The sequence below is a fragment of the Actinomycetospora sp. genome (assembly GCF_055612215.1).
Window position 1 is genome coordinate 1 of sequence record NZ_JBVPVA010000982.1, and the last position, 14002, is coordinate 14002.

General features: G+C 75.4%; 17 protein-coding genes. 9 read left to right on the top strand and 8 right to left on the bottom strand.

The genetic code is table 11. From position 1 onward, the window contains the following. A partial coding sequence (locus AC0CYZ_RS26710) for a hypothetical protein (protein ID WP_472221010.1) occupies positions 1-229 on the top strand: 229 nt, incomplete at its 5' end. A gap of 97 nt (positions 230-326) precedes the next feature. Here AC0CYZ_RS26710 and AC0CYZ_RS26715 read toward each other — a convergent pair. Together AC0CYZ_RS26715 and AC0CYZ_RS26720 are read right to left on the bottom strand one after the other, a co-directional pair. Then, positions 327-1133: a hypothetical protein gene (locus tag AC0CYZ_RS26715; protein ID WP_472221012.1), complete on the bottom strand. Its 807-nt coding sequence runs from the start codon at positions 1131-1133 to the stop codon at positions 327-329. A gap of 127 nt (positions 1134-1260) precedes the next feature. After that, the gene (locus AC0CYZ_RS26720; RefSeq protein WP_472221014.1) at positions 1261-1668 is read right to left on the bottom strand and encodes a DUF3224 domain-containing protein; all 408 of its coding nucleotides are present in this window, start codon (positions 1666-1668) and stop codon (positions 1261-1263) included. A 70-nt stretch (positions 1669-1738) separates the two neighbouring features. Here AC0CYZ_RS26720 and AC0CYZ_RS26725 point away from each other — a divergent pair, with 70 nt between their 5' ends. The 4 genes from AC0CYZ_RS26725 to AC0CYZ_RS26740 all read left to right on the top strand — a co-directional run bounded on the left by AC0CYZ_RS26725 (position 1739) and on the right by AC0CYZ_RS26740 (position 3545). Further along, positions 1739-2485 carry an SDR family oxidoreductase gene (locus tag AC0CYZ_RS26725; protein ID WP_472221016.1) on the top strand — a complete coding sequence of 249 codons (747 nt, stop codon included), beginning with the start codon at positions 1739-1741 and terminating at the stop codon, positions 2483-2485. Between the two features lie 86 nt (positions 2486-2571). Further along, the gene (locus AC0CYZ_RS26730) at positions 2572-2853 is read left to right on the top strand and encodes a YrhK family protein (protein ID WP_472221018.1); all 282 of its coding nucleotides are present in this window, start codon (positions 2572-2574) and stop codon (positions 2851-2853) included. Between the two features lie 27 nt (positions 2854-2880). Further along, entirely contained in the window at positions 2881-3111 is a 231-nt protein-coding gene (locus AC0CYZ_RS26735) for a type II toxin-antitoxin system CcdA family antitoxin (protein ID WP_472221020.1), read from the top strand. Then, entirely contained in the window at positions 3108-3545 is a 438-nt protein-coding gene (locus tag AC0CYZ_RS26740) for a type II toxin-antitoxin system VapC family toxin (protein ID WP_472221022.1), read from the top strand. The genes AC0CYZ_RS26735 and AC0CYZ_RS26740 overlap by 4 nt, the downstream gene beginning before the upstream one ends. A gap of 25 nt (positions 3546-3570) precedes the next feature. On the opposite strand, the gene AC0CYZ_RS26745 is transcribed toward AC0CYZ_RS26740, so the two are convergent. Both AC0CYZ_RS26745 and AC0CYZ_RS26750 read right to left on the bottom strand, forming a co-directional pair. Then, the gene (locus AC0CYZ_RS26745) at positions 3571-3717 is read right to left on the bottom strand and encodes a hypothetical protein (protein ID WP_472221024.1); all 147 of its coding nucleotides are present in this window, start codon (positions 3715-3717) and stop codon (positions 3571-3573) included. A 16-nt stretch (positions 3718-3733) separates the two neighbouring features. Beyond that, complete coding sequence (locus AC0CYZ_RS26750) at positions 3734-5101, bottom strand: serine hydrolase domain-containing protein (RefSeq protein WP_472221026.1); 1368 nt, start codon at positions 5099-5101, stop codon at positions 3734-3736. A 30-nt stretch (positions 5102-5131) separates the two neighbouring features. Between AC0CYZ_RS26750 and AC0CYZ_RS26755 the strand changes: the two genes are divergently transcribed. Then, positions 5132-5752 (top strand): class I SAM-dependent methyltransferase, encoded by a 621-nt coding sequence (locus AC0CYZ_RS26755; protein WP_472221028.1) that lies wholly within the window; start codon positions 5132-5134, stop codon positions 5750-5752. Positions 5753-5829: 77 nt separating this feature from the next. Then, a complete protein-coding gene (locus AC0CYZ_RS26760) occupies positions 5830-6468 on the top strand; it encodes an NAD(P)-dependent oxidoreductase (RefSeq protein ID WP_472221030.1) in 639 nt (212 codons plus the stop codon). Between the two features lie 30 nt (positions 6469-6498). On the opposite strand, the gene AC0CYZ_RS26765 is transcribed toward AC0CYZ_RS26760, so the two are convergent. The 4 genes from AC0CYZ_RS26765 to AC0CYZ_RS26780 form a co-directional block, all read right to left on the bottom strand. Continuing rightward, positions 6499-7896, bottom strand: coding sequence for a dihydrolipoyl dehydrogenase family protein (locus tag AC0CYZ_RS26765; protein WP_472221032.1), 1398 nt, complete (start codon positions 7894-7896; stop codon positions 6499-6501). Continuing rightward, complete coding sequence (locus AC0CYZ_RS26770) at positions 7889-8614, bottom strand: FAD-binding oxidoreductase (RefSeq protein ID WP_472221034.1); 726 nt, start codon at positions 8612-8614, stop codon at positions 7889-7891. The genes AC0CYZ_RS26765 and AC0CYZ_RS26770 overlap by 8 nt, the downstream gene beginning before the upstream one ends. A gap of 7 nt (positions 8615-8621) precedes the next feature. Then, positions 8622-9242, bottom strand: coding sequence for a sulfite oxidase-like oxidoreductase (locus tag AC0CYZ_RS26775; protein ID WP_472221036.1), 621 nt, complete (start codon positions 9240-9242; stop codon positions 8622-8624). Positions 9243-9331: 89 nt separating this feature from the next. Beyond that, the gene (locus AC0CYZ_RS26780) at positions 9332-12079 is read right to left on the bottom strand and encodes a helix-turn-helix transcriptional regulator (protein WP_472221038.1); all 2748 of its coding nucleotides are present in this window, start codon (positions 12077-12079) and stop codon (positions 9332-9334) included. A 274-nt stretch (positions 12080-12353) separates the two neighbouring features. Here AC0CYZ_RS26780 and AC0CYZ_RS26785 point away from each other — a divergent pair, with 274 nt between their 5' ends. Together AC0CYZ_RS26785 and AC0CYZ_RS26790 are read left to right on the top strand one after the other, a co-directional pair. Further along, positions 12354-13322 carry an alpha/beta hydrolase gene (locus AC0CYZ_RS26785; RefSeq protein ID WP_472221040.1) on the top strand — a complete coding sequence of 323 codons (969 nt, stop codon included), beginning with the start codon at positions 12354-12356 and terminating at the stop codon, positions 13320-13322. Positions 13323-13406: 84 nt separating this feature from the next. Beyond that, positions 13407-14002 (top strand): alpha/beta fold hydrolase (locus AC0CYZ_RS26790; protein WP_472221042.1); only part of this gene is annotated, 596 nt, incomplete at its 3' end.

Sequence of the window (14002 nt, forward strand, 5' to 3'; positions counted from 1 at the left end):
TCCGGCCCCCGCGGCTGCTCCGGCCCCCGCGGCTGCTCCGGCTCCGGCCGCCGCGCCGGCCCCGGCCACCGCCCCGCAGGCCCAGCAGCTCCCGGCGCCGAAGGCCGCCCCGAAGGCCGGCGACGCCAAGAAGACCGCCGACAAGGCCGACACGAAGGCCGACACGGTCAAGAAGGACGCCGCGAAGGACGCGCCCCAGGACGGGATGCTGGCCGGCCTCGGCCTCTGATCTCCCCAGCTCCGCCACGACGCCGGTCCTCCCCTCGCGGGAGGACCGGCGTCGTCGTGTGTCGGGGGGTCGGTGGACCCGCGCCGGCGGACGCGGATCAGTGCCGCGTGACCGTCGTGCCCGCGGGACCGCCGGAGTGGGAGAGCCTCTTCGCGTAGCAGTCGTCGGCCGAGTACCCCTGCGCGTCGCACCAGGCGTTCGCGGCGGCCGCCGTGGCGAAGCCCTGCGGGTGCACCACGACCCAGAAGTCGCTGCCGTTGAACACCGGCCAGTCGCCGGAGTAGAGCATCACCGCCGACGGGTCACGCCCGGTCAGGGCGGACCAGTGGGTGAGGATCGCGTCGTCGTCGTAGGTGATGCCGTCTGCGACGAGGCCGTCACGCTTGGCCGAGAGCTGGGGCACCCACTGCCCGACGAGGCCCTCGACGGTCGAGCGGTCCGACGCGACCTGGGCCGCCAGCGCCGCGGCGGCCGACCCGCCCGTCGACCCGGAGCCCGACGAGTCGCTCTCCGACGACGCGGCGGCGGGCACCGGGACGCCCACGGTGACCGTCGGGACCACGACCGGGGTGGGCGCCGGCGTCCCGAAGACCGTCGCGGGGCGGGCCGCGAGGACACCGACCGCCACCAGCACGACCGCCACGACGACCGAGACACCGGCGACGATCCACGGCACCGTCGAGCGCGCGGGCACCGGGGCGACGCCGGGCCGGGAGACGGGGCCCGACGCCGGCGCCGGGTAGTAGGTCGGGCGGGGCGCGACGTACGGCGGCGCGGGGGCGGCGGCGAGCCGGGCCGCACCGACCGCGACGGGCACCCGCCGGACGAGGTCCTGGCGCGCGCCGCACGCGACGCAGAAGTGCAGATCCGGTACCAGTGCGGCGCCGCAACGACAGCGACCCATGACGACCCCCCGACGGTCGGGCCGATCGGTGGTGCCGGCCCGTCGTCCGGATGCATCGGTGCTCGAGCGATGTCGTTACGCCGAGGTGTCCACCCGGCTGGCCCGTTCACACCAAGGGACGTCTGCCTCAGCCCAGCTCGTACTCGAACGTGACCCGGTGGGTGCCGTCCGCGTCGACGACCAGACTCCCGTCGCCCCGGATGCCCGCGAGCTCGCCGGTGCCGCTGCCCGGGACGACCAGGAAGTACTCGTGGGTGCGGTCCGCCCCCGACGTCGTCGCCGAGTGCACGTACGCGAACGTGCCCGCGCGGCCGTCGACGCTCCCCTCGAAGGCCTCCATCGCGACGTAGGTCCCCTGGCCGGTCGCCTGGTCGTACGCGGCCGTGAACAGCGTCGCGGACCGGCCGCTCACGTCGCCGTCGTAGACCTTCTCCATCCGGGCGACGCCGATCGGCAACGCCGTCGTGATCGCCGGCTCCGGGGTGACGTCGGTGGGGTCGAAGGTCGCGACGGTGAAGGTGCCCGAGGTCCGCATGGGGCGGAGGGTAGGGCCCGCCCGCGGACGCGGGATTGAACATCCGCGACACCGTGCGAGGCTGCGACCCATGCGCACCGAGCCCGGCACCGCCGTCGTCACCGGGGCCGGGTCCGGCCTCGGCCGCGTGATCACCCGCGCCCTGCTCGACGACGGGTGGCGGGTCGCGTTGGCGGGGCGGCGCGAGGAGGCGCTGCGCGAGACGGCCGGTGACGCGCCGGGCGCGCTCGTGGTGCCGACCGACGTCGCGGACCCCGCGGCGGTCGCCGCCCTCTTCGCCGCGGCCACCGACGCGTGGGGCCGGCTCGACCTGCTGGTGAACAACGCCGGGATGACCGGGCCGGTCGGCCCGCCCGACGAGGTCGACGTCGACGGCTGGCACGCGACGGTCGGGGTCAACCTGACCGGCTCGTTCCTCTGTGCCCGCGAGGCCTTCGGGATCATGCGCCGGCAGGACCCGCAGGGCGGCCGGATCGTCAACAACGGCTCGATCGCCGCGCACACCCCGCGCCCGGGCGGCATCGCCTACACCGCGACGAAGCACGCCGTCACGGGCCTCACGAAGACGATCGCGCTCGACGGCCGGCCGTTCTCCATCGCGTGCGGCCAGTTCGACGTCGGGAACGCCGCGACGGACATGACCGCCCGGATGCGGGAGGGGATCGTGCAGCCCAACGGCGAGCGCATGGTGGAGCCGACCTTCGACCCGGAGCACGTCGCCGACGCCGTCCGCTACATGGTCGGCCTGCCGCTCGACGCGAACGTCCCGTTCCTCACCGTGATGGCGACGACGATGCCCTACCTCGGTCGCGGCTGAGCTCCCCTCACCGCTGAGGAGACGCCGGGACACCGACCGGCCCCGGATCCGGGTGCACGAGCGTCTCCTCGGCCATGCTGACGGCCATGACGACGGGTCCTCTCACGATCCACATCGGGCACGACGAGCTGATCATCCGGAAGCGCTACGAGGTGCTGTCCATCGTCAACGACATCCTCGTCGCGCTCTGGTTCATCGTCGGCAGCATCCTGTTCTTCTCCGACGCGACGACGATCGCCGGCACCTGGTGCTTCCTCGCCGGGTCCGTCGAGCTGCTGATCCGGCCCCTGATCCGGTTGAGCCGGCGGGTGCACCTGACCCGGATCGCCGGATCGACGGCCGCGGTCGAGACCAGCCAGGACTTCTGACGGCGGTCGCGTGTGTATGCTGTGTGTATGGCGCGGCTGAACGTGTGGGTGCCCGACGATCTCGCCGCTCGCGCCCGCGAGCTCGGCCTGAACGTCTCGGCCCTCACGCAGTCCGCGTTGCGGGCCGAGGTCGAGCGACACGCCACGGACGACTGGCTCGACTCGCTGAGCGCACCGGCTCGTCCCGTGAACCACACGTCGGCGATGAACGCTCTCGACGAGGCCCGGGACGAGTTCGGGGTCGACGACCGCCGATGACCGTCCCCGAGCAGGCACATGGGCGATCGGCACCGGTCGAGGCGGTCGTGCTCGACGCCTCGGTCGCGGTGGACCTGCTCGCGAGCACCGAGCTCGCGCCGTTCGCCGCGGAGCGCCTGCGCGGCACCGCCATCCACGTGCCCGCGCACTTCGCAGCCGAAGTGTTCTCGGCACTGGGCCGTCTCCACCGCGATGGCACCGTGCCGATCCAGCACATCGACGTCGCGCTCGAGCGCCTCACCGCGATGCCCGTCACCGAGCACGGGGTGGCGGGTCTCCTGGCCGGCGCCTGGGCCCGCCGCGGACGTCTGCGCCTGCTCGACGCCCTCTACGTCGAGCTCGCCGACCAGCTCGGCGCCGTGGTCGTGACGACGGATCGCCGGCTCGCGCGCGCGGGCGAAGGACGCGTCGAGGCGGTCCCGGGGGCGCCATGAAGCCCCACCCCCCCGGGACCGGCCGTCACCGCGCGGTGCCGCGTTGGTAGGTCCACTCCTCGGCGAGCGGGCGCGTCTCCGCGAACACCAGCCCGTGCCCGACCGGGACCCACATCAGGTAGCCCAGGCTGGAGTCCGGGTCCGGGTTCCGGGCGATCACCAGCTCCGCCACGGCGATGACCCCAGGCCTACCGCCACCCACCGGGATCGACGTCGCCGGGCACCACGTCGGCCGGCGCGTAGGGCTCGCGGGTGAAGACGAAGCTGCCGAGGTCGAGGTGGCTCACCGCACCGTCGGGGTCCCGCACCACGCGCAGCGTCTCGCCGGCGTAGTAGCCGTCCAGGCCCACCCAGTCCCCGTGGGCGTCCCGGTGGAAGCGCGACCCGCGGGCGCCCCCACCCAGCCCGCCGATCGCGAGCTCGTCGGTCCCGTGCGCCCGCAGCGCGACCGGCGCCGCGCCCCAGTACCAGGGCCCGGTCAGCGCCAGGACCTCCGGCTCGGGCGCAGCGGGGACCCACTCCGCGGGCAGCGCGGGCTCCCGGTCGGCGACGACCGCGAGCAGCTCGGCCACGGTCGTGGCGATCGCCGGTCCGGACGTGGCGTTGGCGAACACGATCCCGGCCAGGTCCTCGGCCGGGTCGACCCAGAGCGTCGCGAGGAAGCCCGGCATCGAGCCGGTGTGCCCGGCGAGGTCACGGGTGCCGTGGCGCAGCAGCTGCAGGCCCAGTCCCTGCGAGCTCAGCGGCGCGCCGCGCTCCGCGGGCGCGGACGGGGCCCGCATCTCGGCGACGGTGTCGGCGGCCAGCACCGCGTCGTCACCGTGGAGCAGGAAGGTGCCGTACCGGCCGAGGTCGGCGGTCGTCGACCACAGCTGACCCGCGGGCGCCATGAGCCCGGCGTCCTCGGCCGGCTCCGGCAGCAACGCATCCGCCCACGGGTGCACCGCCCAGCCCGACGCGTGCGGCGGCTCCGGGTGGTAGGTCGTGCGGTCCATGCCGAGCGGGTCGAGGACCTCGGCCTGCAGTGCCGCCGTCCACGGCCGGTCGCGCAGCCGTCCGACGAGGGCTCCGAGCAGCGCGAACCCGACGTTCGAGTAGTGGTGGCGCCGCCCGGGGCCGCGCAACGGGGGCACCGCGACGAGGCTCGCGAGGTCGGGGCGCACCGCGCCGTCGGAGCGCTCCCACCACGGGGCCCCGGTCTCGGCGGCGAGCCCGGAGGAGTGGGCGAGCAGCTGCGCGATCGTCGGGTCGGTGACCGGGGCGTCGGGCAGGTGGTCGCCAAGGGCGTCGTCGAGCCCCAGCAGACCCTCGTCGCGCAGGCGCAGGACGAGCACCGCGACGAAGGTCTTGGTGATCGACCCGATGCGGTACTGCGTGTCCGGGGTCGGGGCGCCGTCCTCGACGCGGCCGCGGCTCCCGGTCCACACCGTCCGGCCGCCGCGCACGACCGCTCCCGCCATCGAGGGTGCGCGGCCCCGGGACTGCTCGACGGCGAGCCGGTGGTCCAGTGCCCGGGCGGTGCCGGCGAGCAGGGCGGGGGTCGGTGTCCTGTCCACGCCCGACATCCTGGCGTTAGCGTGATCGTCGTGGGGGTCTGGTCCGAGCAGGTCGTGCCCCGTGTCACCGACGTGGCCCTCGGGCGTCCCGCCGTGCGTCGGCTGCGGGAACGGGCGCTGGCGCCTGCCCGCGGCGTCGTCGTCGACCTCGGCTCGGGCTCCGCGCCGAACCTCCCGCTGCTGCCGCCCGCGGTGACCCGGGTGCTCGCGGTCGAGCCGTCGGCCGTCGCACGCCGGTTGGCGGCGCCGCGGGTCGCGGCGTCACACGTGCCGGTGGAGCACGTCGGGCTCGACGGCGCGGCGCTCCCGCTCCCCGACGCCTCGGCCGACACGGTCGTCAGCACGTTCACGTTGTGCACGATCCCCGACCTCGACGCCGCGCTCGCCGAGGTCCGCCGGGTCCTGCGCGCGGACGGGCAGTTCCTCCTCCTGGACCACGGGTTGTCCCCCGAGCCGTCCGTGGCGCGCTGGCAGCACCGCCTCACCGGGCTGCAGCAGCGGCTGTTCGCGGGGTGCCACCTGGAGCGGGACATCGCGGGGCGCGTCGCCCGGGCCGGGTTCACGCTGACCGCGCTCGAGCCGGTCGCGATCCCGGGTCCGTCGGTGCTCAACCACGTCGTGCTCGGCGCGGCCCGCCCCACCCCGGGGTGATACCGGTCTCCTCGCGGGGTGAACCCGGCCGGCCCGGGCGATCCCGGCCCCACGCCACCTGCGAAGGGGAGACCGCCGTGAAGGTCACCGTGTTCGGGGCGACGGGCAAGATCGGTGCCCTCGTCGTCCGCCGTCTGCTCGAGGACCGACACGAGGTGACCGCGTTCGTCCGGTCGCCCGCCAAGCTCGGCGTCGCGGCCGCGGCGGTGGACGTGGTGGCCGCCGAGCTGACCGACGAGGACGCGATCCGCGAGGCGGTCGAGGGCGCGGACGCGGTGATCAGCGCGCTCGGGCCGCCGATCGACCCGTTCGTCCGCGGCACCCCGCTGACCGACGGCACCCGCCGGATCGTCGCGGCGATGCACGGGACGGGGGCGCGGCGGCTCGTCGCGCTCGCGACCGTCAGCGTGCCCGACCCCCGCGACCGGCCGCGCCTGCTCGACCGCCTGGTCCCGATCGGGATCGGCCTGCTCATCCCGGGGGCGCTGCGCGAGGTGCAGGGGATCAGCGAGGTCGTCGCCACCTCGGAGCTCGACTGGACCGTCGCCCGGATCTTCGCGCCGATCGACGTGCCCGCGAACCACACCGTGCGCGCGGGGTTCCTCGGCCGCGACTCGGTCGGGGTGGAGATGTCCCGGGCCGACATCGCCGACTTCCTCGTCGACCAGATCAGCAGTGCGGACTTCGTCGGCGCGGCCCCGGCGATCAGCAACTAGGGCGGAGCCCATGTGAACGATTGTGGTCGTTCACATGCCGTAGGCCTCCAGCAGCCGCAGCCACACCTCGGTCTTCGTCGGGAACGAGGGGACCGCGTGCCACAGCCGCGACAGCGGCACCTCGCCGACGACCGCGATCGTCGCCGCGTGGACCATGTCCCCGACGTCCTGCCCGACGAACGTCGCGCCGACCACGACCTCGCGCTCGGTGTCGACCACCAGCGTGGCGAATCCGTCGTAGCCGTCGGCCTCCAGCGCGCCGCCCGCGACGTTCCCGATCTCGTAGCTCACCGTGCGCACCGGCAGGCCCGCGTCGCGCGCGGCCGCCTCGGTGCGCCCGACGGAGGCCACCTGCGGGTCGGTGAAGATCACCTGCGGGACGGCGGTGTGCTCCGCGGTCGTCGCGTGGTGGGAGTAGCGGCCGCCGAGCTCCTCGCCGCGGGAGCGGGCCACGACCACGTCCCCGCAGATCCGGGCCTGGTACTTGCCCATGTGCGTGAGCTTCGCGCCGGTGCTGGCGTCGCCGACGGCGTAGAGCCAGTCGCCGAGCACCGTCGTCGAGTCGTCCGCCGGGAGGGGCTTCCCCGGCTCGAGCCCGACCGTCTCGAGCCCGATGTCGTCGGTCGTCGGGCGCCGGCCCGCGGCCACGAGCAGCTCGGCCCCGCGCACCTGGGAGCCGTCGTCGAGCGAGGCCACGACCTCGCCGCCCTCGCGCCGGACCTCGCGCATCGACACCCCGACCCGGACGTCGACGCCGTCGGCCTCCAGCGCGCCCCGCACCCGCCGCCCGGCCTCGGGCTCGGTGTTCGGGAGCAGCCGCTCGCCGTGCTGGACGAGGGTGACCCGGGCGCCGAGGCGCTGGTAGGCCGTCGCCATCTCGACGCCGACCACCCCGCCCCCGAGGATCAGCAGCGAGGACGGGACGTCCTTGACCTGCGTGGCGTCGCGGTTGGTCCACGCACCGACGTCCTCGACGCCGTCGACCGGCGGGTGGGTCGGTACCGAACCGGTCGCGACGACGACGTAGCGGGCGCCGACCGACGTCGTCGTCCCGTCGTCGTGGGTCACCTCGACGGCGCGCTCGCCGGCCAGCCGCCCGCGGCCGCGCAGCAGCGTGATCCCCGCGCCGTCGAGCCAGCTCGCCTGGGAGGAGTCGTCCTCGGCCGCGAACTGGTCCCGCCGCGCGAGCACCGCCGCGACGTCGATCGGGCCCGCCTCGACGCCGGGCATGCGCTGCGTCGCCGCGAGCAGGTCGACCGGGCGCAGCAGCGCCTTCGACGGGATGCACGCGTAGTACGAGCACTCGCCACCCACCAGCCCGGACTCGACGACCGCCGCCGAGAGGCCCTGCTGGTGCGCGCGGTCGGCGACGTTCTCCCCGACCGGGCCGGCGCCGATCACCACGACGTCGACGTCCAGGTCACTCATCCGTCTCGCTCTCCTCGATCTCTCCGCTGGGTCCGAACCGCTCGACCCGGATGCTGCCCTCCGGCTGCCCGGCCGCCATCAGGTACGACTCCATCGCGAGGGTGAACCGTGCCGAGCCGCACACGAATGCGGTGGCCTCGGGGTCGGCGATCGCGGCCACCGCCGCCCCGTCGAGCCGGAACCCGTTCTCCCGCGTCAGCGCCACGAGCGCCCCGGCCGCCTCGAGCTCCTCGCGGTAGGGCAGCGCGGCCGCGGTGCGCGCGGAGACCGCGAGCGAGAGCAGCTCCGGACGCCCGACGTCGCGGGCGTGGCGCAGCATCGACACCAGCGGGGCGACGCCGCTGCCACCGCCGATCCCGAGCGCAGGGCTGCGGCCGTCCCAGGCGAACCAGCGCCCGATCGGCCCGCGGACCTCGAGCTCGTCGCCGGGCTCGACGCCCTCGGCGAGGAAGCCGGACACCTCGCCGTCGGGGACCCGCTCGACGTAGAGCTCGACGTCGTCGTCCGAGGGGGCGGACACCGTCGAGTACGACCGGCTCGCCGTGTAGCCGTCCTCGGCGCGCAGCCGCACGACGTAGTGCTGCCCTGGTCGGTGGATCACGCGGTCGGGGACGTCGAGGCGCAGGATCACCGCGAGGTCACCGTGGTGGCGCACGTCGACGACCTTCGCGTCGCGCCACACCGCGGCCAGGCGACGGTCGTTCCCGGTCTCCGTCACCGGGCTCTCAGTCCCCCTCGAAGCGCTGCTCGCGCCACGGGTCGCCGCGGTCGTGGTAGCCGTTGACCTCCCAGAACCCGGGTTCGTCGTGGTCCAGCAGGGTGATCTTGGAGATCCACTTCGCGGACTTCCAGAAGTAGAGGTGCGGCACGAGCATCCGCACCGGGCCGCCGTGCTCCCGGGTCAGCGGCTTGCCCTCGTGCTCCCACACGACCCACGCCTTGCCGCCGGTGACGTCGTCGAGCGGCAGGTTGGTGGTGTACCGGGTGGTCGACTCCTCGACGATGAACGTCGCCTCCGGCAGCGGCTGCGCGACCTCGAGCAGCGTGTCGACACTGATGCCGGTGAACGAGGTGTCGAGCTTGGACCAGGTCGTCACGCAGTGGATGTCACCGCGGTAGGTGTCCTCGTCCCGGCCCGCCAGCGCCTTGAGCTCGCGCAACGACCACGTGGTCGGGTTCGCGACGAGCCCGTCGATCGACAGCGACCAGCGCTCGGGGTCGATCCGGGCCGTCGGCTCGGCGGTGAGCACCGGCCAGGACCTCCCGACGTCGTACTGGCCGGGAGGCAGGCGCGGATCGCGCTCGGACTGCCTCCGCCGACCCATGAACCCACGGGTGATCGCCATGTGCGGCTCCTCTCGACACTCCCCCGGCCCGTCACCCTAGGGAGGTGGCGCGGCCGCGCGCTTCCGTCGAACGACCACATCTGCCGGATTCATCCGCGGGAGCCGTCGCGCAGCACGGCGACCAGCTGGTGGCGGCCGCTGATCCCGAGCTTGGGATAGGCGTGGTGCAGATGGGAACCGACGGTGCGCGGGGAGAGGAACAGGCGCTGCGCGATCTCCCGGTTGCGCAGGCCCGCAGCGGCGAGCCGCACGATCTCGCGCTGCTGAGGGGTGAGTTCGGCGAGCGGGTCGACCTCCGGCCGTTCCTCCGCCGGCTCCCCGGACCCCGCAGCGCGCAGCTCCGCGCGCACCCGCTCGGCGGGGGCGACGGCGCCGAGCGCGTCGAAGGCCTCCAGCGCTGCGCCCAGCATCTCGCGGGCCTCGAGAGGGCGCCGGCGCCGGCGCAGCCACTCGCCGTAGTGCAGGCGCACGGTGGCCCGCTCCACCGGCCAGTCCTGCCCCGTGGGGTCGGCCAGCGCCAGCCGGAAGTGGTGCTCCGTCCGCTGCTCGTCGCCGAGGAGGGCGTCCGCGTGGTGCAGCAGCATCCGCAGGCAGGGCGAGGTCCGCTCCCCGAGTGCGGCACGGACCCGGCCCACGACGAGGGCCGCGTCCCGCCGGTCCGCGGGCCCGACCGCGGCCGCGGCGAGGGACGCGACGAGTCGGGGTGACAGCCCGGGATGCACCGGTTCGCCCTCCGCGGTGAAGGCGGTGCGCAGATGGCGGTAGGCCCGGGCCCGGTCGCCCTCGATCATCGCGGCGAGGGCTGCGGACGAGTTGAGGCGGAGATCGAGGAGTCGGTTGTCCGTGAGGTCGATCCGCCGGCGGGCCTCGGCGACGATCCCGTGGGCCAGGCCCGGATCGCCGCGCAGCGCCGCCAGGGCCGCCCGCGGCGCGGCGAGCTCCACGGCCACGCGGTCCAGGCCGCGGGCGTCGGCGAGGTCGCCCCACCGCGCGATGACGGTGTCGGCCGCGCTCCAGCGCCCGTGCTCGACGAGCAGCGCCGCCAGGATCGGCACCCCGAACGCGGTCGGGCCCTCGTGGTGCATCCGGTCGTGGGCCCGGGCGAACAGCTCCACCGAGCGGCGCACGTCGTCGGCGCGGTCGGCGAGGAAGCCGAGGTTCTGCAGGTCGTCCGCGGTGGCGTCGGGACCGGCGCGGCCGCTGTCGAGGATCCGGTCGAGCAGCTGGGCGGCCTCGGCGCGGTCGTAGACGGTGGCGCGTGCCCACATGAGGTCGGCGGGCGAGTCCGCCTCGGCGACCACCCGTCGGATGGCCGCCCGGACCGCCGGGAGGGTCTCCACCGCGTCGGCGACGACAAGCTGGTCGGGCGCACCGGAGAAGTCGGCGGCCAGGCGCAGGAAGGCGGCGAGCAGCGCGGCTCCTGCCGCCGAGGTCCGGCCGACGAGCGGGACGACCTCCTGCAGCCGTCGGACCGCCTCGCGCTGGCGGGCGTGGAGCATGAGGGCCGCCGCGGCCAGCAGGGTGGTGAACACCAGCACGGTCGGGTCGTCGGTCTCCCCGCGGATCGCCTCGCGCTGCTCGGTGACCCCGTCGACGTCGCCCGCCGCGTACGACGCCCGGAGCGCGAGGTGACGGCGCTCCAGGCGGATCCCGGGATCCGGCGAGCACGCGGCGGCCCGGCGCCACGCCCGCGCCTCGGTCCGGTGGTCGCCCCGCTCCCCCGCGCGTGCCGCCGTCGCGGCGAGGGCCGATGCGACGGCCTCGTCGGGCGCGAGGCAGGCCCGGGCGCGCTGCCAGGCGGCGAGGTCGGGATCGTCCCCCACCTCGGCGAGGGCGAGCCGCGCGGTCCGCCGGTCCGCGGCCGGGGTCATCACGTACGCCGCCGCGCGGGCCAGCGGGTGGCGGAACGCCACGGCGGTGCCCTCGACGAGGACGATCCCGGCCCGCTCCGCCGGGCCCCAGCCCGCCAGGTCGGCCGGGGCGACGCCGGCGGCCGCGTGGATCGTCGCGATCGGTTCCCCCTCCGCCACCGCGGCGTAGGCCAGGAGCCGCCGGGTCGTCGCGGGCAGCTCCCGGATGCCGACGCCGAACAGCCCGTCGACGCGGCGCGACAGCTCCGCCGGGAGGGCGCTCCCGGCGTCCGCGAGCTCCTCGAGGGCGAGCGGGTTCCCCTGCCCGGCCGCGAGGACCTCGCGCCGCACCTCGCCGGACAGTCCCGGCATCCGGCGCTCGACGACCGTTGCGGCCGCGCGGTCGTCGAGCGGTCCGAGCGCGAGGGTCGGCAGCGAGGCGTCGCCGGGGAGGGGGCGCACGTCGCCGCGCCCGGCGAGGACCAGCCCGATGCGGTCGACCCAGCTCAGGCGCCGGGAGACGAAGACGATCGCCCGCAGCGACTCCCGGTCGAGCCGGTCGACGTCGTCCACCACCAGCAGGACCGGTCCCGTGCGGGCAGCGCGGCGCAGCAGCAGGAGGACCCCGAGCTGCAGCGCGCCGGTCGGGACGCCCTCGGCGCCGTCGAGCAGCGCGGCGGTGACGGCGGCGCGCGGGTGCGCGGGCAGCTCGTCGACGAGGTCGACCAGCGGGAACAGCAGCTGGCCGAGCGCGGCGAAGGGGACCTCGGACTCGGCGCGGCAGCCGTCGGCCGCGAGGACCCTCACCCCGGCGTCGGCGGCCCGCCCGGCGCCGTGCGCGAGCAGAGCCGTCTTGCCGATCCCCGCCTCGCCCAGCACCACGACGGCGGGCCGGTCGGCCCCGCCGGGCCGGACCGGCGGGGCGGCGACCGCGCCCACGAGGGCCTCGAGGACGGCCCGCTCGGGATCGCGCCCGACGAGCGTCACCGGCCGGCCGAGGCCGTGGGGTGGCGACTCATCGGTCCTCCTCTCGTCGCGGCCACAGCCTAGGCCGCCGACGGCCCGTCGCCATCCCTCGCCGGGAAGTCGGGCCCGGGCCGTCGGAGGTCATCGCGCCGGGCGCCCACTGATCCCGCAGCGTGGCCGGGGCACCGGGCGCGCGCATCGGTCGGTCGACTGCTTCGCCCCCTCGGCGATGGTTGCGCAGGTGAACCACCGCTACCGTTCGGTCGAGTGGAGCGCAGAGGGTGAGGAGCGGGCGGTGACGGGAACCGACGACCGGGGCACGGTCCTCGATCCGGCGTGCGCCCGGCTCCTGCGGGGCCTCGAAGGACCGCCGCCGCTGCACCGGCTGGGACCCCACGCCGGGCGCGAGGCCCTGCGCGAGCTGCAGGACGACCACCTCGAGGGGCCCGGCGTCGAGGTCGAGCTCCACAGCGCGCCGGTGGGACCCGCCGGGCTCGTCGGCTTCCGCGTCGTCCGGCCCGTGGGCGTCGAGGGGACGCTGCCCGTGGTGTTCCACCTGCACGGCGGCCGGTGGATCACCGGGGACGCCGACACGCACGGCCACCTGATCCGCGGGCTCGCGACCCTCGCGCGTGCGGCGGTCGTCGTCCCGGAGTTCACCCTCGTGCCCGAGGCCCGCTTCCCGGTGGCCCTCGAGGAGGCGTACGCGACGCTGCTCTGGGTGGTCGACCACGCGGGCGAGCTCGAGCTCGACCCCGGCCGGGTGGCCGTCGCCGGTGACTGCACCGGCGCGACGACCGCCACGGTGCTCGCGATGCTCGTCCAGCGCCGCGGGGGACCGCGCCTGGCCGCCCAGCTCCTCTACTACCCGTGGGCCGACCCGCGCTGCGACTCCGGCTCCCACCGCGAGTTCGCGGACGTACCCGTGCTCTCCAGCGCCGCCGCACGCTGGTACTGGCAGCAGTACCCGGGGTCGCCCCGTGACCTCGGGGACGCCGCGTTCGCCCCGGCGCGCGCCACGCGCGAGGACCTCGTCGGGCTGCCGCCCGCGCTCGTGGTCACCGCCGAGGTCGACGTGGTGCGCGACGAGGCCGAGGCCTACGGCCGGGCCCTGCGCGAGGCCGGCGTCGAGGTCCTCGCCACCCGCTACCTCGGTGTCGTCCACGACTTCGTGACGCTGCGCCCGCTCCGGGACGTGCCCGCCGCCCGGGCCGCCCTGCGGGAGGGTGCCGCGTTCCTCGCCGACGCGCTCGCCACCGCCTGAGCGGTAGTTGCGTCGAGAGACCGATGCGGCGGCCGGCGCCGCGGCGGGAGGGTCGGGGTCCATCCCCGACGGAAGAGAGCCGACATGCCCTACCTGACGACGTCCGACGGCACCGAGATCTACTACACCGACCAGGGCTCGGGCCGGCCCGTGCTGCTCAGCCACGGCTGGCCCCTGTCCTCGGACGCCTGGCAGGTCGAGGTCAAGCTGCTCGCCGACCACGGCTACCGCGCGATCGCCCACGACCGTCGCGGCCACGGTCGCTCGTCGAAGACCTACACCGGCAACGACATGGACACCTACGCCCGCGACGTCGCCGAGCTCGTCGAGTCGCTCGACCTGCGCGACCTCGTGCTGATCGGCCACTCCACCGGCGGCGGCGAGATGGTGCGCTACGCCGCCCAGCACGGCGTCGGCCGCGTATCGAAGATCATCACCGCCGGGGCCGTCCCCCCGGTCATGATCAAGAAGGAGTCGAACCCCGACGGTCTGCCGATCGAGGTCTTCGACGGCATCCGCTCGGGCGTGCTGCGCGACGCGTCGCAGTTCTGGATCGACCTCGCCGAGTCCTTCTTCGGCGCCAACCGGGAGGGCAGCTCCGTCTCCGAGGGCGCCAAGCGCGACTTCTGGCGCCAGGGGATGAACGTCAACCTCGCGGCCGCCTACGACTGCATCAAGGC